Annotated in this window: 17 protein-coding genes and 1 pseudogene; 12 read left to right on the forward strand and 6 right to left on the reverse strand. The window is 37.2% G+C overall.

The features are described 5' to 3' along the window. The 7 genes and pseudogenes from EGI31_RS22890 to EGI31_RS22920 form a co-directional block, all read left to right on the forward strand. Positions 1 to 226: pseudogene (locus tag EGI31_RS22890) on the forward strand (transposase); the annotation flags it as partial. 35 nt (positions 227 to 261) lie between these two features. Further along, a complete protein-coding gene (locus tag EGI31_RS22895; RefSeq protein ID WP_255037445.1) occupies positions 262 to 1,095 on the forward strand; it encodes an IS3 family transposase in 834 nt (277 codons plus the stop codon). 59 nt (positions 1,096 to 1,154) lie between these two features. Then, positions 1,155 to 1,340 carry a DUF84 family protein gene (locus EGI31_RS22900; RefSeq protein WP_255039576.1) on the forward strand — a complete coding sequence of 62 codons (186 nt, stop codon included), beginning with the start codon at positions 1,155 to 1,157 and terminating at the stop codon, positions 1,338 to 1,340. Next, entirely contained in the window at positions 1,340 to 2,329 is a 990-nt protein-coding gene (gene meaB, locus EGI31_RS22905) for a methylmalonyl Co-A mutase-associated GTPase MeaB (protein ID WP_255039515.1), read from the forward strand. Before EGI31_RS22900 ends, meaB begins: the two co-directional genes overlap by 1 nt. A gap of 84 nt (positions 2,330 to 2,413) precedes the next feature. Beyond that, on the forward strand, positions 2,414 to 4,789 hold the full coding sequence (locus EGI31_RS22910) for an efflux RND transporter permease subunit (protein WP_255039516.1): 2,376 nt from the start codon (positions 2,414 to 2,416) through the stop codon (positions 4,787 to 4,789). After that, complete coding sequence (locus EGI31_RS22915) at positions 4,782 to 5,384, forward strand: MiaE family protein (protein ID WP_255039517.1); 603 nt, start codon at positions 4,782 to 4,784, stop codon at positions 5,382 to 5,384. Before EGI31_RS22910 ends, EGI31_RS22915 begins: the two co-directional genes overlap by 8 nt. A 190-nt stretch (positions 5,385 to 5,574) precedes the next feature. Next, positions 5,575 to 6,612 carry a TolB-like translocation protein gene (locus EGI31_RS22920; protein ID WP_255039518.1) on the forward strand — a complete coding sequence of 346 codons (1,038 nt, stop codon included), beginning with the start codon at positions 5,575 to 5,577 and terminating at the stop codon, positions 6,610 to 6,612. An 82-nt stretch (positions 6,613 to 6,694) separates the two neighbouring features. Here EGI31_RS22920 and sov read toward each other — a convergent pair whose 3' ends face one another. The 5 genes from sov to EGI31_RS22945 form a co-directional block, all read right to left on the reverse strand. Next, on the reverse strand, positions 6,695 to 14,125 hold the full coding sequence (gene sov, locus EGI31_RS22925; protein WP_255039519.1) for a T9SS outer membrane translocon Sov/SprA: 7,431 nt from the start codon (positions 14,123 to 14,125) through the stop codon (positions 6,695 to 6,697). A gap of 91 nt (positions 14,126 to 14,216) precedes the next feature. Then, entirely contained in the window at positions 14,217 to 14,810 is a 594-nt protein-coding gene (ruvA, locus tag EGI31_RS22930; protein ID WP_255039520.1) for a Holliday junction branch migration protein RuvA, read from the reverse strand. 169 nt (positions 14,811 to 14,979) lie between these two features. Then, positions 14,980 to 15,288 carry a helix-turn-helix domain-containing protein gene (locus tag EGI31_RS22935; RefSeq protein ID WP_255039521.1) on the reverse strand — a complete coding sequence of 103 codons (309 nt, stop codon included), beginning with the start codon at positions 15,286 to 15,288 and terminating at the stop codon, positions 14,980 to 14,982. Then, positions 15,269 to 15,604 carry a type II toxin-antitoxin system RelE/ParE family toxin gene (locus EGI31_RS22940; RefSeq protein WP_255039522.1) on the reverse strand — a complete coding sequence of 112 codons (336 nt, stop codon included), beginning with the start codon at positions 15,602 to 15,604 and terminating at the stop codon, positions 15,269 to 15,271. The genes EGI31_RS22935 and EGI31_RS22940 overlap by 20 nt, the downstream gene beginning before the upstream one ends. Before the next feature lie 140 nt (positions 15,605 to 15,744). After that, the gene (locus EGI31_RS22945) at positions 15,745 to 16,443 is read right to left on the reverse strand and encodes a thioredoxin domain-containing protein (RefSeq protein WP_255039523.1); all 699 of its coding nucleotides are present in this window, start codon (positions 16,441 to 16,443) and stop codon (positions 15,745 to 15,747) included. A 208-nt stretch (positions 16,444 to 16,651) separates the two neighbouring features. Between EGI31_RS22945 and eno the strand changes: the two genes are divergently transcribed. The 4 genes from eno to EGI31_RS22965 all read left to right on the forward strand — a co-directional run bounded on the left by eno (position 16,652) and on the right by EGI31_RS22965 (position 19,458). After that, complete coding sequence (gene eno / locus EGI31_RS22950) at positions 16,652 to 17,929, forward strand: phosphopyruvate hydratase (RefSeq protein ID WP_255039524.1); 1,278 nt, start codon at positions 16,652 to 16,654, stop codon at positions 17,927 to 17,929. Between the two features lie 166 nt (positions 17,930 to 18,095). Next, entirely contained in the window at positions 18,096 to 18,419 is a 324-nt protein-coding gene (locus EGI31_RS22955; RefSeq protein WP_255039525.1) for an FtsB family cell division protein, read from the forward strand. Positions 18,420 to 18,425: 6 nt separating this feature from the next. Beyond that, positions 18,426 to 18,935 carry a low molecular weight protein-tyrosine-phosphatase gene (locus EGI31_RS22960; protein ID WP_255039526.1) on the forward strand — a complete coding sequence of 170 codons (510 nt, stop codon included), beginning with the start codon at positions 18,426 to 18,428 and terminating at the stop codon, positions 18,933 to 18,935. Continuing rightward, positions 18,907 to 19,458 (forward strand): HEAT-like fold family protein, encoded by a 552-nt coding sequence (locus EGI31_RS22965; protein ID WP_255039527.1) that lies wholly within the window; start codon positions 18,907 to 18,909, stop codon positions 19,456 to 19,458. The genes EGI31_RS22960 and EGI31_RS22965 overlap by 29 nt, the downstream gene beginning before the upstream one ends. On the opposite strand, the gene EGI31_RS22970 is transcribed toward EGI31_RS22965, so the two are convergent. After that, positions 19,436 to 19,867, reverse strand: coding sequence for a MarR family winged helix-turn-helix transcriptional regulator (locus EGI31_RS22970; protein WP_255039528.1), 432 nt, complete (start codon positions 19,865 to 19,867; stop codon positions 19,436 to 19,438). The genes EGI31_RS22965 and EGI31_RS22970 overlap by 23 nt on opposite strands. 133 nt (positions 19,868 to 20,000) lie before the next feature. Here EGI31_RS22970 and EGI31_RS22975 point away from each other — a divergent pair, with 133 nt between their 5' ends. After that, positions 20,001 to 21,329: a neutral/alkaline non-lysosomal ceramidase N-terminal domain-containing protein gene (locus EGI31_RS22975; protein ID WP_255039529.1), complete on the forward strand. Its 1,329-nt coding sequence runs from the start codon at positions 20,001 to 20,003 to the stop codon at positions 21,327 to 21,329. The last annotated feature ends 328 nt before the right edge of the window (positions 21,330 to 21,657 follow it).

Raw genomic sequence — 21,657 nt, forward strand, 5'->3', positions numbered from 1 at the left:
TATGCCGAAAACACCTGAGCAAAGAATAATGGAGCTTGAGGCTAAGGTTAAGCTTTTAGAAAAACAAAGAGCTTATTATGAACATTTAGCCAATGTTTCAGATAAAAAAGCAATCATCTTTGATATGATGATAAATTTAGCTGAAAAAGAATATCAAATTGATATCCGAAAAAACTCCTCACCCGAACAATCGATCAATTTAGACAAGAAGAAAACCAAACCTTGAGTTTTGCCTGTCATTTGTTCGGGATTGATAGACAGGTGTATTACAGGAGTATAAAAAGAAAGGAGGTCAAGATTTTTAAAGCCGAAGTAGTTGTGGATATGATATTAGAAGTTAGAAAAACGATGCCAATGATTGGTGGCAAAAAGTTATACTATATCTTAAATAAAGAGCTACAAAGTCTTGATATTGGCAGAGATAAATTCTTTGCGATAATGAAAGCAAATCATCTTTTTATTCAGCCAAGACGCCGTTATCATGTAACTACAAACTCTAAACATCGGTTTAAAAAGCATGATAATCTAATCCTAAATATTGATATAAAAAGACCAAATCAGGTTTGGGTTTCGGATATCACTTACATTGGAAGAAGAGAGAAACCAAGGTATCTAAGCTTAGTGACCGATGCCTATTCGAAAAGAATAATGGGGTTTAATGTTGCTGATAATTTAAATGCTGAAAGTAGCGTAAAAGCTCTAAAAATGGCATTGAGAGAAAGAAAATCGAAGGGATTGCCATTAATACACCATTCCGATAGAGGTCTGCAATATTGTTCAAATATATATCAAGAGATATTATCAAAACACAAAGTTTTATGCAGTATGACACAAAACTCAGACCCATATGAAAATGCAGTAGCGGAAAGAATAAATGGTATTTTAAAACAAGAATTTAAAATTGACCAGTACGATTTAGAGCTAGAAGAAATAGGAAAATTGGTCAAAGAGTCTGTTCATACATATAACCATAAAAGACCTCATATTTCTAATTACTTACTAACACCTCATGAAATGCATCAACAGTCCGAAATAAAAATGAAAACATATAAATCAAAAAAAAACAGTAGTAACATTGATGCTACTACTGTCTAAAGATTGTATTTTTAACTTTTAAAAAACCTGTATCATTATTTCAGGACGTTACAAAGGTAATTGATTTGATAAATGAAGGTTACGAACTTGGCCATGCCGATGAGATAGTTTTTGGGCAAAATAACACCAAACAAAAAATGGGTACAACAGGCTTACTCACTAATAATGTGATAGATAGGACGCAATACTACACCCAAGCTGTGATTTTGGCTTTGATTCCTTTTCTTAAAACAGATTTGTATTGATGGCTAAAAACAGACTTACTACTGAAGAGTTTAAAAATGGTATTCTGGCTGGTGAAAAGTCAGTGTTGAGCCGTGCCATAACTTTGGTAGAAAGCAAGTCTGTAGTGGATAGGAAACAAGCCAATGAGTTGGTAAACAGTATATTGCCTTTTATAGGAAAGAGTTTTAGGCTAGGTATAACCGGAGCTCCTGGAGTGGGTAAAAGCACTTTTATTGATGGCTTCGGAGATTTTTTGCTTAAAAAGGGTAAAAAGGTGGCGGTTTTGGCCATAGATCCGAGTAGCAAAATAAGTGGTGGGAGTATATTGGGAGACAAAACCCGCATGGAAAAATTGGTGGGTCAGCCTAATGTGTTTATACGACCAAGTCCTGCTGGTTTAGAATTGGGCGGTGTGGCCCAAAGTACGTTGGAAAGTATATTGCTTTGTGAGGCAGCCAGTTATGATTTTGTAGTGGTGGAGACAGTGGGAGTGGGGCAGTCAGAAACGGCTGTTAAAGAGATGACCGACATGCTGTTGTTTTTGACCATTGCTGGTGCTGGAGACGACTTGCAGGGTATTAAGCGTGGGATTATGGAAATGATTGATTTGGTGGTAATTAATAAATCAGATCAAATTGAAAAAGAGATTTTAGGTAAGGTAAAAAGCAACTTTGCTCAAGCCTTGCATTTGTTTCCACCTCGTGCGGCCAAGCCTAATGTGGATATTTTATCTTGTTCTGCGTTAAATTCTACTGGTTTTGATGAAATATGGCAGTTTATTTTAGATTATCAAGCAAAGTTAAGTGCCAATGGCTTCTTTGAAGAAAATAGAAAGGCCCAAAAAATCAGTTGGATGAATCGCTCTTTGATTCATTTGGTAGAAAACCACATCCAGAACAATGACAATCTAAAAGCCAATGTTCAAAAATTTGAGACGATGGTTTCAGATAACCAATTGAGCCCACTTGATGCTGCTTTCCAGATCTTTCAATTGCTTAATTTGGTCTAAATACACTGGTTTATAGTCGTATTTTATTTCAATAGACAAACTAAAATCTGTATTTTTGCAGAATTATTTCAATACAAAGAATACATGTCGTTTTTAAATAAATTGTTTGCCGGTTTTTGGAAAAAAGTTGCTGCGTTGATTTTAAACCATCGTTTAAAGTTTTTGGGTTTTATTGGCTTGGTGACTGTATTTATGGGATATCAAATTTCGCGTTTGGAACTATCCTATGAATTGCCAAAAATACTCCCTCAAAACGACGAGAGCTTCAAGATTTACGAAGATTTTAAGAAACAATTTGGTGAGGATGGTAATGTGATGGTCATTGCTATTGAGTCTGACAAGATTTATGACTTAACTGTTTTTGGAGATTGGTATGATTTGACCCAGAAAATTAAAAGAATTGAGGGTATCAAAAACGTACTTTCTGTTGCAAGTTTGGCGGAAATTCAAAAAAATGAAGCAGCTAAGAAATTTGAATTTAAACCATTATTGACCTCAAAACCAAAGACACAAGGAGAAGTAGATTCCTTGAAGAGTAAGATTTCAAGCCTTCCTTTTTATGAAGGATTGGTTTATCAGGGCAACGCCCATATTATGGCTGTTACGTTTGATCAAACCAAACTCAACAGCAAAGATAGAATATCACTTAGTAAATTGGTGGAGTCTGAGGCAGAGTCATTCGGTGCGAAGAACAATATCAAGATGCATTTTTCGGGTATGCCGTTCATTCGTACAAACTTTATGTCGAAAGTACGAGAAGAATTGAGCCTATTTATGGGATTGGCCTTTTTGGTTACCACCATCATCCTTTATTTGTTTTTCAAGTCTTTACGAGTGGTTTTTTATTCCATTGCAGTCATTATTATCGCAGTTATTTGGGCGGTAGGTTTGATAGCCTTGTTTGATTATAAAATTTCTATCCTGACCGGGATGATTCCTCCATTGATTATAGTCATTGGTATTCCGAATTCCATTTTTTTAATCAATAAATACCAAGAAGAATACCTTCGCATTGGCAATAAACGAGAAGCATTATTTATTTCAATTGAAAAAATCGGTAAAACTACATTTATCGCGAATGTTACCACATTCATTGGTTTTTTTGTTTTTTATTTCACTGGTAGTCCTTTGTTACTGGAGTTTGGTTTGGTGGCCGCCATTGCAGTTATTTCTACATGGGCTATTTCATTGATATTGATTCCTACTATTTTCAGCTATGTGGCTGATCCTAAGCCAAAGCATGTGAGACATTTGGAGAATAAGAACATTTCTAATATTCTTAAAAAGATAGATTTCTTTGTTCATAATCGCCGTACGGTTACTTATTGGATTGTGGCAATTATAGTGGGTGCTTCTGTCTATGGAGCAACAAAAATCAAGGCCATAGGTTTTGTGGTGGATGACTTACCCGAGAAAGATCCTATTTATGCCGACTTAAAATTTGTAGAGAAAAATTTCAAGGGCATTGTGCCTTTTGAGGTTATGATTGATACCAAAGAGGACAATGGAGTTTTTAATCCAGTCATTTTAAACCAAATAAAGGTACTTCAAAGGGAGTTTTCGAAATATCCAGAATTTACTAAGCCATTGTCTATTGTAGAAGGCTTGAGGTTTGTTTACCAAGGTTATAGAGGTGGAGAATCCAAATATTTTGTGCTTCCTCCTGCAATGGAATTGCAGAAAATGGCTGAATATGTAAAGGGAACTGGTAAAGGTGAAAATATGCTCTCTGCATTTTTGGATGAGAAGAAACAGAAAACAAGAGTTAGCTTTCAAAGTGCTGACGTGGGTACCGTAAGAATGCGAGAAATGTTTACGGCTCTTCAAGCCAAAGCTGATACCATCTTTAATTTTGACAAAGAAACGAACCAATGGAAGCCGAAAGATCAACAGGTTGATGTTAAATTGACAGGCAACGGGGTGGTTTTTACAAAAGGTAACGACTATTTGTTGGGCAATTTGGGAGAAAGTACACTTTTGGCAATTATTTTGGTTTCGATGGTAATGGCCTCGCAGTTTTTGAATTTTAGAACGGTTTTGATTTCTACAATTCCGAGTATTATTCCGCTGGTCATTACTGCCGGCATTATGGGTTATTTTGGAATACCATTGAAGCCCTCGACTACTTTGATTTTTAGTATTGCATTTGGTATAGCCAGCGACGGCACCATATATTTCTTGACCAAATACAAAGAGGAGATTCTGAAAGGTAAGAGTATTTCTCAAGCCATATCAGAGACCATCAAATATACAGGTATTAGTATGTTTTACACAGCGATAATTCTGTTTTTTGGTTTTGGAATATTCGTTGCTTCTGGTTTTAAAGGAACTGTATTCTTAGGTTTGTTGGTTTCTATTACCTTGTTGATTGGTATGATTTCAAACCTAATTTTGTTACCATGTTTTTTGATGACTCTAGATAAAAAACAAAGCCTTAAACAAATCAAGAACCTTGGATAATCAACATTTAACTACACTTGGTTTAAAGCTTCCCTCAGACCCAAGATGGGTGAATATTGCCGAGATGAACATCGCGGACATACTCATAGATCATGCATTTTGCGAGCAAAAGGCCGCAACCAAGTGCATTACTTTGATTGTAAAATATCCCGATTGTGACTTTCTGGTGGATACACTTTCGCCCGTAGTGACAGAGGAATGGGGACATTTTCAGGCAGTGTTGAAGGAAATGAAAAAGCGGGATATTCAACTGACGCACAAAAGAAAAGATGAATACGTAACACAGTTAGACAAATGTAAGCGTGGCGATGGTACGCGATACGACCAATTGATGGAAGATTGTTTGGTTTTTGCTTTGATAGAAGCTCGTAGTGCTGAAAGGTTTAAACTATTGTCTGAGCATATCTCTGATCAAACTTTGAGCAAGTTTTACCATGAACTGATGATTGCCGAAGCACTTCATTATCGCAATTTTATCGAAATAGCGGAGCAATATAATCCCAAGGAAAAGGTGAGACGCCGTTGGGAGGAATTATTGGTTCAGGAAGCTGAAATTATGAAAAATCTAGAAGTTAGAGAAGACAGGTTTCATTAATTTCAGCCAAATTTTGTGTCCGCCAATGTTTGTGTCGGCCAAAGTTTGTGTCCTCACAAACTTTAAGCGGTTCAACTTCAGTAAAAGTTTGTGTCCGCCAAAGTTTGTGTCCGCATAAGTTTGTGTCCACATAAACCTTACCTTTGAATTATTAATTTTCAAACTAATAAATATACTTAATACTTTTAATATGAATCGTTTAGTTATAGTGCTATCCTTGATTTCTCTTAATCTGGCAGCACAAGGTGTAGATGAAAAACACCTTAAAAATGTTAGGCAGTTGACTTTTGGCGGAAACAATGCAGAGGCTTATTTCAGCAGAAATGACAAATACATTAGTTTTCAGTCGGACAACAAACAGTGGGGCCTTGAATGTGATCAGATATTTTATTTGGATGTAAACAAGGACACCAAAACCAAGAAACCTAATCTGATTAGTACAGGTTTTGGTAGAACTACTTGTAGCTTTTTTATGCCAAATGGCAAAGGTGTTATTTATGCCAGCACACACGAAGCAGGGGGCCATGCTTGTCCAATGCCTCCTGAAATGGGTAAAAAATATCTATGGGCCGTTTATGAGACTTTTGATATTTATGTTGCCGATTTGAAAGGAAAGGTGAAGAAGCAGTTGACTAATACGCCGGGTTATGATGCCGAAGCGACGGTTTCGCCTGATGGCAAAAGTATAGTATTTACCAGTACCAGAAACGGCGACTTGGACTTGTACATCATGGACATAGATGGTAAGAATGTAAGACAAGTTACACATGAGTTGGGTTATGATGGTGGTGCTTTCTTTTCGCCAGATAGCAAGAAATTGGTTTTTAGAGCATCCAGATTTAACAGTGAGGCCGAGAGAGAGGAGTACAAGGAAAACTTGAAAAAGAATTTAGTAGCCCCAACAAACATGGAGATTTTCACTTGTAATGTGGATGGCTCAGATTTGAAACAAGTTACCAATCTCGGAAAAGCAAACTGGGCTCCATACTTCACACCAAAGGGCGACAAGATAATTTTTGCATCTAATCACCATTCGCAAAGAGGTTACGATTTTCAGCTATATATGATCAATTCAGATGGTACAAACCTTCAGAAAATAACGACCGAGAGTAATTTCAATGCATTCCCAATGTTTTCATATGATGGAAAAAAGCTGATTTTTAGTTCAAATAGAGACAACGGAGGCACAAGAGATACCAATCTTTTTATTGCTGATTGGGTTGACTAAGATAGTTTAAAATTGTAAAAAAAAGCTCTTCAGGATTGTTACTGAAGAGCTTTTTTAGTTTTTTATGATCATAATGTTCTATTTAATCACTTAAATTAAACCTTGCATTCATTCCAAAAATGGAAGAATTACTTTCAGGTGTAATGGATGTAAATGGAGTATTAACAATTCTTTCCCAATACATACCCATGTTTATTTTCTTATTAATTTGGTATTGCAACTGAGGCCTAATTTGCAAGTTATAGCTACCATTAATAGGTACAGCATCACCATCCAATCTTCTTTGAAGAACTTTTTGGTCACGGCTTGTAAAATCCATTCGGAAGTTCAAATCATTCTTCAGAACTATAAGGTTTCCATCTCTTCCTCTGAATGGAAGTTTCACATTATTGCGTTTGAAACCAAGGCCAAACACGAAATCACGACTGTTGTACTCAGCCACCTGAGCATTTGAAAGATTCAAAGCCGCTTTCCGTTCTTTATTCCAATTAAATGAACCCGTGAAATTCTTCTTGGTGGTAAATTGTACACCAATAACAGGCGAAAATTTCTCTTCCATGGTGATGGTGCTCATGATAAAGGCCGGAGCAAACAATGGAGTGCCAGAGTTAAGCATTGGTATTCTTGTAAAAGTCTCCACCGTTTTATCTCCAAGTGGATAATCTCTTATCGCAAGATTCAACAGTTGAGAACCATACTCAAGAGAAGAGGTGAAGTTCCCAACACTGTATGTTGATCTATACTGGTGGCTTAAAGTAATTGAATTGAATACTTTTTTGAATCCGGGTAGTTTTTCTAGTCCTTGATAATCCAGTCTCCAGTTTGGCATTGGGAAGGATAGGAACGGATTAAAAGTCTTGCCACCTTTTTTGATAGATTTCTCAAAAATCTTATCTAATGACTGCCCTGAGTAAGCTGAGAAGAAGGAAGGAATTAATACATCCTGTGAATTTAAGTCATATTTTCCTTCTAAAACACCCTCACTGTTTGTATTTATGCTATTTAATCTATCTACTACTTTTTGGCGATTGGCCACCATATTGTCAAAAATATCATACTGGTACAAACTTGCCGAGTCATTACTCATTTTCGCAAAACCTGTCTTAAATGACCAGAATGACATGCTGAAGTTTCCATTTCTTACGGGATTTAGGGTATTAAATCCACCTCCAACAGTCTCTGGTCTATACATTTCTTGATAGCTATCGCCACGAGTTAATTCTCCCCTAATTTGCATGGTTAAACCTTTAAATGGTTCATGCCTTGTACCGAAGTTAAACTTAACTCCTCTCGTCTGTGTGAAAGGGTTGTTTTGTACAATACTCTTTGAAAGCCAATCTTTTTGAGCAGCTATTTTATGAATGTTTCTGTTTTGGCTGCCCATCACAAACTCTATTCCCGGAGCAAACTGGTTGCTATTGTCCAACCCAAAAAATTTCGGAGCAGGCAAGAATCCAGGCAAAAGTGTAGTTTCGAAAAGTGCAAAATCAAAATTAATTCCTCTTAATGTCATCAATAATCTGGTGATGCTTTTTGTCACACTTCCAGTTTGGAGTTTGACTTCTTCGTCGTCACCTGGGGCCCGCGTAAATCTCTGGCGAGGTGGGGTAGGTGTATTGGCTGCTTTTAGAAACCTTATTTTGTTATAAAGTTTTACTAAATCTACTTGACCGTTTACGGCTAACTCTCTCCCGTTTTCTAGCATATTTCCAAAGGCATCTCCGTTTTCGTCTTCAATTTTAAATGAGCCAGCGGTGTATCCAAAATTATTGTTGAACCTCGAGTCAGCTTTCATCCAGTCGAGCAAAAAGAACTTATCCAATGGCAAGCGATAGGTGGCTTGCATTTTTTGTGTGTAATTCTTGGCTCTTCCCAATGTTTTTAGCCCTTGGAAAAACTTAATTTCCTCATTACTTATGGAGTCTATATCATCTTGGATGGACGTCATCTGGGCATTGTAAGAGAATACAATGGACTTTGTCAGATTCCACTGTGCATCGTAATATCTGTTTCCAAGAAAATACTTTATGATGTTGGGCGATATGTCTGAAGTTTCAAGTTTTGCATTTCTGTATTGTGTCAAGAAATAACTTCTGTCGTAGTCGCTTCTGAATGCAATAAGATTAGGAATTGGCGACAAATTAAATTCTTTTAGGTTTTTAAGAATCGGTTTGTCAAAGTTTTTGGCCTTTTTAAATGGTTCCCAGGTAAACCCTTTTGGAGAATATTGGTAACTCAAAGCAGCTCTGTTTTGCGTCTGTAGATTCTTTTCCAGAAGCACACTACGACGTTCTATGCGGTTTTGTGCATAAGATACCGTGAAGTTTTCTATGTCATAAAAATGGTCTTTGCCACCCGTTTTGGTCTTGGTTTTTCTTACATTAGTGAAGTTAAAGCCTTTCGTTACAGCATCTTCTTCTACTATTTCTCTGCTCAAGTTTTCTTGGAAAATGCTCCTATTCAAAAGTGCATCCTCCAATCTAATATCAGGATCGAGTGGGTTAAATGTAGGTGTGATTATTTGGTGGTCGTAATTGGCAAAAAATGGAATGCTCAATCCCCATTTCATCGGGAAGAACTTGTCCAAAGCCAAATTCGAAGCTACTCCAAACCCTTTCGAAACTTCTCTTGAACGCATACTGATTCTATCTTGCACTCCACCAAAACCGTAGTTTTTAAAGTTTCCATTCAGCATCAATGTGCCCACATCAGCCAGTTTAATATCCGCTGAAAATATCCCTGCTTCGCCATTTTCTTGGTCAAACTCATAAGCACGTAGTTCATTACACCAAACAGTAAATTCCGTACCAATGAATTTATTGATGGTGTCATTGTTTTTGATACCAATCATCATTGTAAGTACATTACTAAAGTCTGGGTTACCTACTACGGTTATTTTATATTGTCTAGTTTTTGGCTTCTCTAAACCGTTGTCTCCAAAATCGCCTGAGGCGGTGCCATTAACTAAGGTATCTAAGGAGTATCGTTGATTCATTGAAAACCTATTTCGGTTTCGTTTCAATTTCAGGTTCCTCAATAAATCTAGTGGTACATCAAGTTCATTTTCTTCTGGCCATATAGCCGAAACATCAAAAGAGCCATTTACGGTCCTTTTTAGTTTTGGAATTTCTACTTCGTAATAGTTGCTTTTTAAATCGGTACCTATTCTTAAAAACAGTCCTGCAGAGTTATCTAAATTGTTCTTAGTTTGCATATGTACAAACATCTTTATGCGTTTGTACATGTTCAAATCCAGTTTGGTGTTTTTGAATACCGCTCTGGCTTCGCCACCTTTTAGGTCTTCTACTGACATACTCAATGACTGCTCGTTCATTTCAGTCAAAATTTGCGTCGTAAAGTCTCTGTCTCTGATGAATCCTGGAGGAACCACATAAGGCGTAGTACCCGGTTTAATATTACAGTCACCATCTATCGGACATCCATTTTCCTCAACATTGACAGAGGAAGTTTTAAAAACCGCCGTACTTGAACTGTCTTGGGGAACCTCAAAGGCACTGTTATCTGTAAGGCTGTTGGCATACACCCTATATTGGTTAGAAACCAACTGTAAAGAAGCAAATCTCAACACCACAGGTTGTGCCCATTCCGTAGTGACCATTCTCACAAATCTGATGGATTTAAATCCTTCTTTCCCAGTAGGAAAACTTCTAGTGGGTTTTCTGATAGGAATTCTGTGTAAGTACCAAGTGGCTCCGTTAGTGTTTACTTGATCTACAATGAATTTGTTTCTCTTAAGAACCCCAGAATTTGGAGTAGTTCCTTCAGTTTGGTACAAGTCTATTTCGTATTCAAAATAATCCTCTACTTGGTTAATGGTATTATCTTGGTTGATATCTTCCTTGTCTGCCAAATTAGTAGATGCTTGGTTAATATTAGAAGCACTATTTAGGTTGGTTACATTCTCAGTAATTGGTGGGGCATTATTTTCCATACCCAGATAGTTTTTAAAACGCTCCAAGAAAGTAGCATCTGTCGCATCCCAAATCGGGTCTAAGAAATAGTTAAAATCATCTTTTGATGGGTCTCTTTTTATGTTTTCAAGTGCTTGAGGGTCGATATTTTTGCCTTCAAGAGTGGTAAGAAAGCCTTTTATTCCTTCATTGTTGTTAATGCTGTTAGGGTTTTTGTATTCACGTTCCTCGGCGTTCGAAAGACCGTCTAAGCCAACGTCTTGTTTTAGTCTAATGCTTTCTGAATTGTCAAAGGCATCCGTAATAAACTGTGTTCTTGGAGCCAATCCCCAATCTGTATTCACTGGATTAGAGAGGCCTGTTGCAGATTCTTTTATGCCATTTTCGAAGTTAAATCTACTATCAGGAACTACGTCTTCTGATACATCACCAAGCTGAATTAATAACTTTCCTCCGGTGGTATTTCTAATTGATTCGTTTCGACTAGCCCTAACCACATCTGCAAATGGGTCTAGAAGCCAAAATTCCAAGTATTCTATGTTGGAATTGTCAAAGTCAGCATCGAAGGTGATTCCTCTCATTACTGAACCAAAACTCTTTTTAGGGTCTATTAACCTACCTTGAGAGTTAAGATTTGGGTTGTAATTGTACATTCCAGGCTCCGATGGGAAAAACGAAAGGTCGAAAATGGCCGAAGGTAATTGTTGAGCAAAAACTTGGCGACTTCTTCCCGGAAAAATATCTTGAATCTGAAATCCTCTTGTGTAAATATTTGAACTTGCTTCATTCTTTAATTCTTCAGGAATAATACTGTTTGAACCAAAACCTTGAGAAATATAAGCAGACATATCAACAGTGTAAGCTGATATTTTAGCTCTATTGTAATTGTAAGCATATTGATTTCTTGGGAACTCGGTCGTTTTTTCAAGAATCGCACCTGGTGTAGACCCCAGTCTCCATTTCGTTGGCTGACGACTTAAATCATTAATGTTTCTGGCAAACTCAAAGTCGTCTATCATAGAGTTGCCTTTTACTTTTTTATTGTTCACCCCTGGACGCAGCTGTGCAAACTCAGCATTCAGAATCACCGTTGATGGTTCTTTGGTTTGAATGCCCGGCAAAGCATCGAGCATTTTGGTCAAACCCATGAAGTCTTTTTTGAGGTTCAAGTCTAAACCCCAAATGGTGTTATTCACGGGCTCGTTGCCAATGGCCGTTCTGGTTATAAATCCTGGAGTGTTTTCTTTTAACGAAAGTACGGTACCGCCGATTCTCAAATAGCGACTGACCGTGTAGTCGAACCGCATACCGAATAAACGGCGAATTTGTGCCTGAAAAATATCTGGTTTTTCGTAGTCTATTCTTATTTGTCTGCCAGAGCTAAGAATACTCTGGTTGGTAATCATTATGGTGCCTTGTTGGGTGTCAACGGTGTAATCTACACCTTGTTTTAATTCGTTTCCACCAGCGTAAACTCTCACAGAGGCACCAGAGGCTCCAAGAGGAAGGGAAATTTCGGAACCGCCAGATTGTACACTTCCAGATATGAAAAATTTATTTTTGAGACTTACCTGCTGGGCATCCATCAAAGTCTTTTTGTACAACTCATCAAAAACGTATTTTTTCTGCAGGTCAGGTTCGCCTTCAAAAAGCTTATTGATGTGGCTACCAAATGGCTCCAAAACAGGGAAAATTATCCGACCGTATTTTTCGTTAATGGTGACGCCCTCTACATAGTCAAAGTTACCGTCTTTTTTCGGGTCGTTGTTAAAGTTTAGCTTGTCCAACTTCAATGCCTCAATCAGTGGGACATTTGCAAAGTTCTTGCCCTCTTTCAAATTGGGCGTATCCATACCCGTCTGGTCGTCTTTGTATACAATCCTTAGCTGAAATCCTTCCTTTTTTATTTGCCCTTGGGCCAATGAATAAACGTTTTTCATCATCAGGTTCCACATCGGGTTGTTCAGCCTGTTTCTTATTGTCGACGACTTTAGCATTTTTAGGATGATTACTTCGTCTTCCTTTCGGCTCACATAATCCTCGGTTAGTTCGCCCACTTTGTAGGCTCGGCCTTGATAGGTATATTCATAAGCTACAGCTAATATTTCGTCGTTCCTGAGTGGGGTTAATAATGAAATGTAACCTAACTCGGGTTGAATCTCAAATTCTCGGTCTGTCAGCTTTTTGGCCCCACGCAACAGCTCAAAATCCTCCCCATTTTTTAGACCCATACCGGTCAAGATGTTTCCACTGTTATCAATTCTTCTAAATGACTCATTGTTTACAATACCCGTAAACAAATTGTTTGATTTATTATCGGCGGCAGAAATGTTATTGTTTGGAACAACGATATCCGTTCTGTAAGGATTTTTCTCAGCCAAATCGCTCAAACCTACCAAGTTTCGCATGGAACTCACGTTGTTGGTTCGGTTGGTTACGTAGACTTCCAATCTGGTTATTCTCACACCCGAAGTAACCATAGGGAGGTTTTTGAGAGATTTCTCAAACTGATCTCTGAAAAAATGTGATAGAAAAAAGTGACGGTTTTCGTCATAATTATCGCACCTAAGTTCAAAACCTCGGCTTTGGCTACCACCATTGATCATTATGGATTCTGTCCGCGAGTTTTGTTGTGCGAATACAGTAGTAAGGTCAAGTCTGCCGAATTTCATTCCAAGTTTAACACCCATCAAATTCTGAACCCCTGGTATCAACTGGCTTCTGTTGGGCATAGAAATATTTCCTAACTCTACTTTTTGAAGAATATCTTCTGGCTCGTTTTTGAAGTTGAGTTTAAATTTATTTTCAAAACCAAAAGATGACTTGGTATCAAAGTTTCCGAGAATGTTCATTTTCTCTTTGGCTTGACCAGTTTTTCTCATGATATTTCTCAAGTCCTGAATTCTTGGAGTACCATTGTTGCCCTGTGGATTTGGACTTTCAAAATCTTCGGCATTTGGGTTATTGTTCTGTCCACCTCCAAAAAGGTTATTAAAATTAATGGCTATTTGCTGATCAAAGTCAAAAAAAGGCTGGCGTCTTAAGGCTAAGGCCTGCATTGGGTTATTTACAAACTTGGTTCCAGCTCTTAAATCTACACTTACATATCCGTTAGGTTTAAATTCCGGCACTTTATCACCAAATATCCTGTCCATAATTGGGTTTTTCTCCAAAAGCGGATTTATCCTTTTGCCAGAAAACGAGGTATTGCCATCTTGTGCTTTTTCAATATCCCTGATGATGCTCTGCCGAAGCATGGCATTCTGAATGCTAGAGTATTCATTGAAAGACAACGACTGAGGCATTTTGACGTCTAAATTATTGCTCAGCCTCTCATTTACCGTAAAACTATTGTTATCAGAGTTAAATAAAACTTTGGTTTTAAGACTATCGGGATTTACAGAAAGCAACGGAGAGATGCGGTAATTGAATCGGTTAAGATAAGTGTCTTTCCAAATGTTGAGGTAATTGGTAGTTTTCTTGTTGTTGAGTGAATCCGTTACAGGAAACTGTGCTTCTGCCGTGAAAGCGAAGCCAAAAATTGTTAGGAGTACGAGTTTATAAGGTATTTTTAGGTGCATAAAAAGGAATGCAATTCAGAGTATTATAGCAGTAAACGTCTAAAATCCTGCCAATATTCTAAATTTGGAGTTTTTTTATTAAACGTATGAGTTATCTCAGCGACAGTTTTATCAATTCTTCTAGCGATATGTCACCTCCTGATCTTTTAAGGATGGTATCCACGCTTTTTTCAGCCGCAGCCTTCGGAATACCCAACGTTACCAATGCAGAAAGTGCCTCTGAGCGAAGCGTATGATTAGCTGAGGCAAACATCGTAGGGTTTATTCCTTCCGCAATAATATCTTTTTTGAGTTTGTCTTTTAGTTCAATAACCGCTCTTTGAGCTGTCTTGGCTCCAATACCTTTGATGTTTTGAATGGTTTTTACATCTTCCGATATAATGGCTTGTTTGATTTCGATTGAATTCATGCTCGACAAAAATACCAAAGCAATGCTTGGACCGATGCCTGAAACACTAATGAGGTTTTCGAAGAGTTCTTTCTCGTCTTTTGTGAAAAAACCAAAAAGCTGATGCGAATCCTCTCTAATGATTTGAACTGTATGCAACAAGCAATTTTCGGTGGTGTTTTGAAGGGCCGAGTAGGTTTGAAGTGAAATTTTAACCCAATACCCTATGCCAGCAACCTCGAGTATTACATGGGTAGGTTCTTTCTCGACCAATTTGCCTTTAAGATAAGCGATCATATTTAGTTATTAGGGACATATTAAACCCAAAAATACCTAAATTTTGGGTAAATAGGGAATGAGAAACGCAAAATTTCCTTTTTGCCTGAACTCTAAACGAGATGTATTTCCGACTTTGGTTTTAGTTAATCCAATTAACGATTTTAGTGGAAGGTTGGTAAAATGTAATTTACAATTCTAAAGATAGTTTCAAATGACCTCCAAGTCCTTGTTGAATAATTTTCATGAGTGTAGAAAGCCTAATATCTGAAGAATTGTTTTCAATTCTGGAAATATAAGATTTGTTGGTTCCACACTTTTCTGCTAGTTGTTCCTGAGTCATTCCGAGTTTGGTTCGAGCTTGTTCTAAAAGTACACCAAGTTTGAAAGATTCAAATTCTTGTTCCCAAGATTCCCTAAGTGGTTCTCCTATTTTTCCGTATTTTTCGTCTAACAATTCATCTAAAGATGTTAGATTCTTATTTTCTTTCATTTTCATATTCTTCTTTAATTTTTAAAGCTTTTTCCAATTCATTCTTTGGCGTCTTTGCGGGTTTTTTCTGAAAGGCATTTCCTAATACAACTAAATTTCCCCTATCAAAAAATGAGAAAATTCTGAAAATATTTGTACCAACTTCTACTCTTATTTCATAGAGGCCTTTGGTCCCAGCTAAATATTTAAAGTATTTTTCAGGCACTTTATCGGTTGTTTCTATTAATCTCAAAGTCCATTCAATTTTCTTTTGAATTGATTCATTTTGAAGTCGATAGAAATCCAAAAAGTAGTTTTTGTATGCTACAACCTTTCTATTCATGTAACAAAGTTAACTATTTAGACAACAATTTCAAACTTTTATTGGTTCTGCTGGTTATTACCGATAATACTTAAAGAAATATATGCCGGATGATTTTCAGTGAAATTTGAATTTATGACTAGACTACCAAAACCAATTCCTCAATATATCTTTGATTTTATTTCTGCCTCGGTTATTAGGCCGGTATGTCTCCAAACTTGTTTTCCATTTTTGTAGAGAATCATTGTCGGAATCTCCGAAACTTCTAGTGTTTCGGTCATGCTTGTATTCTTGTCAGCATCTATTTTTAAGAGACTGAGTTGGCTGTTTTCTTCATCGATTTTATAAAGAATCGGAGCCATTTTCTTACATGGACCACACCAGTCGGCGTAAAAATCTACCAAAATCCATTTGTTATCTCGTACCCGAGAATTGTAGTTTTCTTTTGAAATAAAACCCAGTGGCTCAAATGTTTTCTTCGAAGAAGTGTAAGGCTTGGAGTTTGATATCCATTTTTCGAAGCCTCCTTTCAAGGTTATTATATTTTCATATCCCAGTTCAATCAAATAATTGGCAGCATCTTCACTCATTTTGCCTGATTGACAGTAAAGTACAAGAGGTGTTTTTTTGGGATAAATACTTTTAAAATAATCTTCAAAATCTGAACGCAAAAAGTCTATATTGACGGATTTTTTTATGTGGCCGGCTTCAAATTCTCCTTTGGTTCTAAGGTCTATTAAATGGAGCGGATTGGAGGAGCGTATAGTTTTTTCAAAATCATTCGGAAACTGAATTCGATGCTTTTCTTGGCAAAAACTAGAAAAGCTAATAAGCAAGGAAAACAAGATAATCTTTCGCATAAAAATAGGAATAGTGATATGCCTTAAACGCCTGCAAATATTGTACTAATATACATTTCGAATATAAAATTATTGCAAAATTTGATTTTTAAATTATGGCAATACGCCAAATAATCCGTTAATTTGCAGTGTTTTTTATTGTATTTCATGCGGTAATTTTGATTTGCCCTATGAAAAAGCCAAAAATTTTACATTTAATTTTAAGAAAATGAGTCAAATCGTTAAAATTCATGCCAGACAAATCTTGGATTCAAGAGGCAACCCTACTGTAGAGGTAGATGTATTAACAGAAAATGGTTATTTAGGTCGTGCAGCGGTACCTTCTGGTGCTTCTACAGGCGTTCACGAGGCAGTTGAGCTTCGCGACGACGACGATAAAGTATATGTTGGAAAGGGTGTTTTGAAGGCAGTTAAGAATGTTAACGAGGAGATTGCAGCTGAGCTTTTAGGTGTGAATGTTTTCGAGCAAAACTACATAGATAAAATAATGATAGAATTGGACGGAACTGCCAACAAAGGCAATTTAGGAGCCAATGCTATCTTGGGTGTTTCGTTAGCAGTTGCCAAAGCAGCTTGTCAAGAGGCCGGTTTGCCATTGTACAGATACTTGGGAGGCGTAAATGCCAACACTTTGCCTGTACCGATGATGAACATCTTAAATGGAGGTTCACATGCTGACAATTCGATTGATTTCCAGGAATTTATGGTTATGCCTGCGGGTGCTGCCACTTTCTCCGATTCATTGAGAATGGGTACTGAAATTTTCCATAATCTTAAAAAAGTACTAAAGTCTAAAGGTTATTCTACAAACGTAGGTGACGAAGGTGGATTTGCTCCAAATATTGGTTCAAACGAAGAGGCTATAGAAATCGTTTTGACTTCTATCGAGAAAGCAGGATTTAAGCCGGGTGAGGATGTATTCATTGCTATGGATGCAGCTGCTTCTGAGTTTTATGATGCCAAAACAGGCCTTTATACATTCAAGAAATCAAGCGGTAAGTCATTAAACTCTATGGAAATGGCCGCTTACTGGAACGAGTGGGCTGACAAATATCCAATCAAATCTATTGAAGACGGTATGGCAGAGGACGATTGGGCTGGATGGGCTGAATTGACTCGCTTAGCTGGTAAGAAAATCCAGTTGGTAGGTGACGATTTGTTCGTAACCAACGTAAAAAGACTTCAAGAGGGTATCGATCAAAATATTGCGAATGCTATTTTGGTTAAAGTTAACCAAATCGGTTCATTGACGGAGACTATTGATGCCGTTAACTTGGCTCATAGAAACAAATACAAGAGCATTATGTCTCACCGTTCGGGCGAAACTGAAGATTCAACCATTGCTGACTTGGCAGTAGCCTTGAACTGTGGTCAAATCAAAACTGGTTCGGCTTCTCGTTCTGACAGAATGGCTAAATATAACCAATTGCTTAGAATCGAGGAAGAATTGGGCGACTTGGCTTATTTCCCAGGATTGAAATTCTAAATTATTCTTAGGTTGGGTTCTTGTTTCTACCTTGTTGGAAAGAAATTTGGAATCACTAAGGTAAATAAACTTAATAGCAAGCGTTGGAGAATTTACACTCCAACGCTTTTTTGTTTCTGGGTACTTATTTATATTTGAATGTTTTTAACAAATATGCCTTCCTAAAATGAAAAAATTATCATCTCCATTTTTTGTAAAATATCGATTTTACATCATTTCCAGTCTAGTTCTGGCCGTTTGGTTAATTTTCTTCGATCGCTCCAACTTGATAAAGCAATTTGAGATGATCGTGGAATTGAATCATTTAGAATCAGAGAAGGAGTTTTTTGAGAATGAATTGAAAAATATTAAACAAGAGGAAAGGGAAGTGTTGGGTAGTTATGCTTCACTAGAAAAATACGCCAGAGAGAAATATTTAATGAAAAAAGAAGGTGAAACCGTATTTGTCTTGGTAGATGAAAACGATAAGCCACTTATCGAAAAAGAATAAAACCACATGCGAAAAGTACTTTTTGTTTGTTTAGGAAATATCTGTAGAAGTCCAATAGGGGAGGCTACATTTAACAAAATTGCTCAAGAAAAAGGCCTTTCAGATGTCCTATGGGCTGATTCGGCAGGAGTAATGGGCTGGCATGTGGGCAAAAAAGCAGACCCAAGGACCATAAAAAATGCTGCCAAGCACGATATAGAGATTACCCATTTGGGACGAAAGCTTTCCAAGGAAGATTTAGATGCTTTTGAACACATTGTAGTCATGGACGAGCAAAATTTCGAAGATGTACATAAGTTTTATTACGATACAAAAAAAACACCGCCATCTGCTGAAAAATTGTTTCTCATTAGGGATTTCGACCCGACGGTTCGTGGTGTTCACGATGTGAAGGACCCTTACTACGAGGGAGAAGAGGTTTTTGAGGAAGTTTTTCAAACACTTTGGCGGAGTAATGAGGCTTTTATAAATCACCTGGTAGAAAAACATGACCTCCAGCCAAAAGCGTCTGATTGAAAGTTTAGGTAGTCGGATTTCAAAAGCGAAAGCCATTGAGTTGTCCTCTGAAGTAGCTGGTGACACAACTTTTTCAGCAGAAGTAATTGATTTACTCAAAACCGGAAATTCCAAAGAAGTTTATAATATACTTTGGGCATTGAGAAGTCTTCAGCCGTCTGAATTACAGAGATTTAAAAGCTTACCACAGATTATTTTAGAATTATTTAGGAAGTTTCCCTTTGAAGAAGGCATTCTAAGAGATGGAGTCGGTTTACTTCAAATTTTGGATATTTCCGAGGATTTCCAAGGCGAGGTGTTTGATTTGTGTTTTGGTTTTTTGCAAGACAATTCTAAACCTATTGCGGTAAAAGCCTTCTCTATGACAGTTTGTTATAATTTAGCCAAAAAACACCCAGAGCTTTTGAAAGAATTGGAAATTCAGATTAAAGATTTGTTGTTGATTCAGGGCCACATATTTCCTGCAATTTTTTCAAGAGGAAATGCGATTCTTCAAAGAATCAATCGACATTTGCGTAGATAGTGTCCATTATTCGTACCAAATCGTCGTAGTCTTTATCACTCAAATTTTCCCATGATTTTTTACGTCCTTTGGCTATAATGGCAAAGGCTTTTTTGTGCAATTCCTTTCCTTGTAGTGTGAGTTCCAATGTGAATTTTCTCCTATCCGTATCCGACATCTTTCTGATTATCAACTCTTTTTTTACCAAAATATCCAAGATTCTCGTAATAGTAGGGGCATCTTTGCAGGTAAGGGTTCCTAATTCGTTTTGACTAATGCCCGAGTTCGGTACTATATGATCCAAAACCACCCATTGATCAACAGTGAGATCGATGTTGGCATCTGTGAGATTTTTTTGCATAAATGACCTGATGCGTTTGATGGTCGAATCTATCTTAAAAAAATACGCTCTCTTGTCCGAATGAGTCATTGGTTCTAAGGGTTTGTGCGAAGATACTGACAAATCGTTCAAATATTGTTAAGGCAACTATTATTTTCCTAACCGCAAGAGTCAGGTTGGGTCAGAACCCTATTATTGTATATCTTTGACAAAAAAAAGATTAATGAGAAAATTCCTCAAGATTTTTAGTTATTTCATCTTGATATTGGCCGTTCTAGGTTTTGCGAGCATCGAAAAAATTGATAGAACAGATATAAAACAAACAGAGCATTTTAAGCAATGGAAGGAACTGCTTCGATCTATCAAATTAAAGGAAACCACTGGGGATTTTTCGGTTGGTTGGGCAAAAGTTAACATCACTCCTCTGGTTCCTGGGCCAATGGCCGGTTATGGTTCTCGCAAGGGAAAGGAATTTGAGGCTGTGCATGATTCGGTTTTTGTGCGAGTTTTGGCTTTGAAAAATAGCCAAGATACTGTTTACCTTCTCTCCGCTGACATGCTGATCATACCACCCAATGTTGTTGAGAAGTTGAAACCTCTTCTTCGGCAGCAGCGAATTTCTCTTAGAAACGTTCATTTTTCAGCCACGCATACACACAATAGCTTTGGTGGATGGGGGAATAGCCTTACGGGTAGACTTTTTGCAGGTTCTTACGACCCAAATGTTGAAGTTGAATTGGCCCAAAAATTTGCTTTGGCAGTCAGGAAATCTACTCAAAATCTTGTTTCAGGTAGCGTGTCCTACAATGAAAGTGTTGATAAGGAAGATATTAGGAATAGACTGGGAGTAGTGGATGGCAAAATTGATTCGGAGATTCGTAGTTTGTTTTTTGAAAGAATAGACGGCTCAAAAGCAAGTTTGATTACCTATGGTGCACATTCTACAGTTTTGAATTCTAAAACTTTTCAAATATCACGGGATTACCCTGGAATTTTACTAGATTCTTTGGAAAGTTCAAAATTGAATTTTGGGATATATCTAGCAGGTGCTGTGGGAAGTATGGGTCCAATAGAAAAGGGAGTAGATGATTTTGACGAAGTAAAAAATCAGGCAAAGGGAGTTCTCAAGCATTTGGATTTCACGCAAAAGAGAGAACTTCAAAATACATTGGTGAGTGAATATATACAATTGCCCATGAATCACCCAAGTGCAAGGATATCAAAGGATTATGCCTTGCGTCCTTGGGTATTTAAATATCTTTTCGGAGATTATCCAACCTATGTAAAAATCACCAAAATCGGGAAAACGTTGATTTTAGGTATGCCCTGCGACTTTTCTGGTGAGTTAATGATTGAACTAGACGCTTATGCCAAGGCCCAAGATATAGATTTGATAATCACCAGTTTTAATGGAAGTTACATTGGCTATATAACCGATGACAGATTGTATGACAGAGGTCTTTACGAAAGCAGCACCATGTCGTGGTACGGATATCAAAACGGGGCCTATTTTTCAGAAATTGTAAAAGATTTGGTGGATAAAGTGAAGTAATCTCTATTATGACATGAAGGTAATTAAGGTTTTAAGGACATGAAGGCCATCTGACTAAAATCTTAATGTTCTTCTTTTCTTAAAAGCTTCATTTAAGAAAAAATGCAACTATTTTATAATCTCCGATAGACCTGATTTACATCGACCTTAGCTTTACTTTTGACGAAAAAATTTCTAACCAAATACAATTAATGATACCACCATACCGCTTTTTACTCATTTAATCCATGAACATCTGTGTCCAATCCGTCCAATCCGCGTTCCATTTTAAAAACAATGACTAAAAAAAACGACAGCCTCTCATAAAGAAACTGTCGTTTAGTTTATA

This window comes from Lacihabitans soyangensis (genome assembly GCF_024343775.1).
GTDB classification, from domain to species: Bacteria; Bacteroidota; Bacteroidia; order Cytophagales; family Spirosomataceae; genus Leadbetterella; species Leadbetterella soyangensis.

Excerpts from the sequence above, each read along its gene's own strand:
- meaB (WP_255039515.1), top strand. The coding sequence starts at position 1,340 with ATGGCTAAAAACAGACTTACTACTGAAGAGTTTAAAAATGGTATTCTG.
- EGI31_RS22910 (WP_255039516.1), top strand. The coding sequence starts at position 2,414 with ATGTCGTTTTTAAATAAATTGTTTGCCGGTTTTTGGAAAAAAGTTGCT.
- EGI31_RS22920 (WP_255039518.1), top strand. The coding sequence starts at position 5,575 with ATGAATCGTTTAGTTATAGTGCTATCCTTGATTTCTCTTAATCTGGCA.
- sov (WP_255039519.1), bottom strand. The coding sequence starts at position 14,125 with ATGCACCTAAAAATACCTTATAAACTCGTACTCCTAACAATTTTTGGC.
- ruvA (WP_255039520.1), bottom strand. The coding sequence starts at position 14,810 with ATGATCGCTTATCTTAAAGGCAAATTGGTCGAGAAAGAACCTACCCAT.
- EGI31_RS22935 (WP_255039521.1), bottom strand. The coding sequence starts at position 15,288 with ATGAAAATGAAAGAAAATAAGAATCTAACATCTTTAGATGAATTGTTA.
- EGI31_RS22940 (WP_255039522.1), bottom strand. The coding sequence starts at position 15,604 with ATGAATAGAAAGGTTGTAGCATACAAAAACTACTTTTTGGATTTCTAT.
- EGI31_RS22945 (WP_255039523.1), bottom strand. The coding sequence starts at position 16,443 with ATGCGAAAGATTATCTTGTTTTCCTTGCTTATTAGCTTTTCTAGTTTT.
- eno (WP_255039524.1), top strand. The coding sequence starts at position 16,652 with ATGAGTCAAATCGTTAAAATTCATGCCAGACAAATCTTGGATTCAAGA.
- EGI31_RS22955 (WP_255039525.1), top strand. The coding sequence starts at position 18,096 with ATGAAAAAATTATCATCTCCATTTTTTGTAAAATATCGATTTTACATC.
- EGI31_RS22960 (WP_255039526.1), top strand. The coding sequence starts at position 18,426 with ATGCGAAAAGTACTTTTTGTTTGTTTAGGAAATATCTGTAGAAGTCCA.
- EGI31_RS22965 (WP_255039527.1), top strand. The coding sequence starts at position 18,907 with ATGACCTCCAGCCAAAAGCGTCTGATTGAAAGTTTAGGTAGTCGGATT.
- EGI31_RS22970 (WP_255039528.1), bottom strand. The coding sequence starts at position 19,867 with ATGACTCATTCGGACAAGAGAGCGTATTTTTTTAAGATAGATTCGACC.
- EGI31_RS22975 (WP_255039529.1), top strand. The coding sequence starts at position 20,001 with ATGAGAAAATTCCTCAAGATTTTTAGTTATTTCATCTTGATATTGGCC.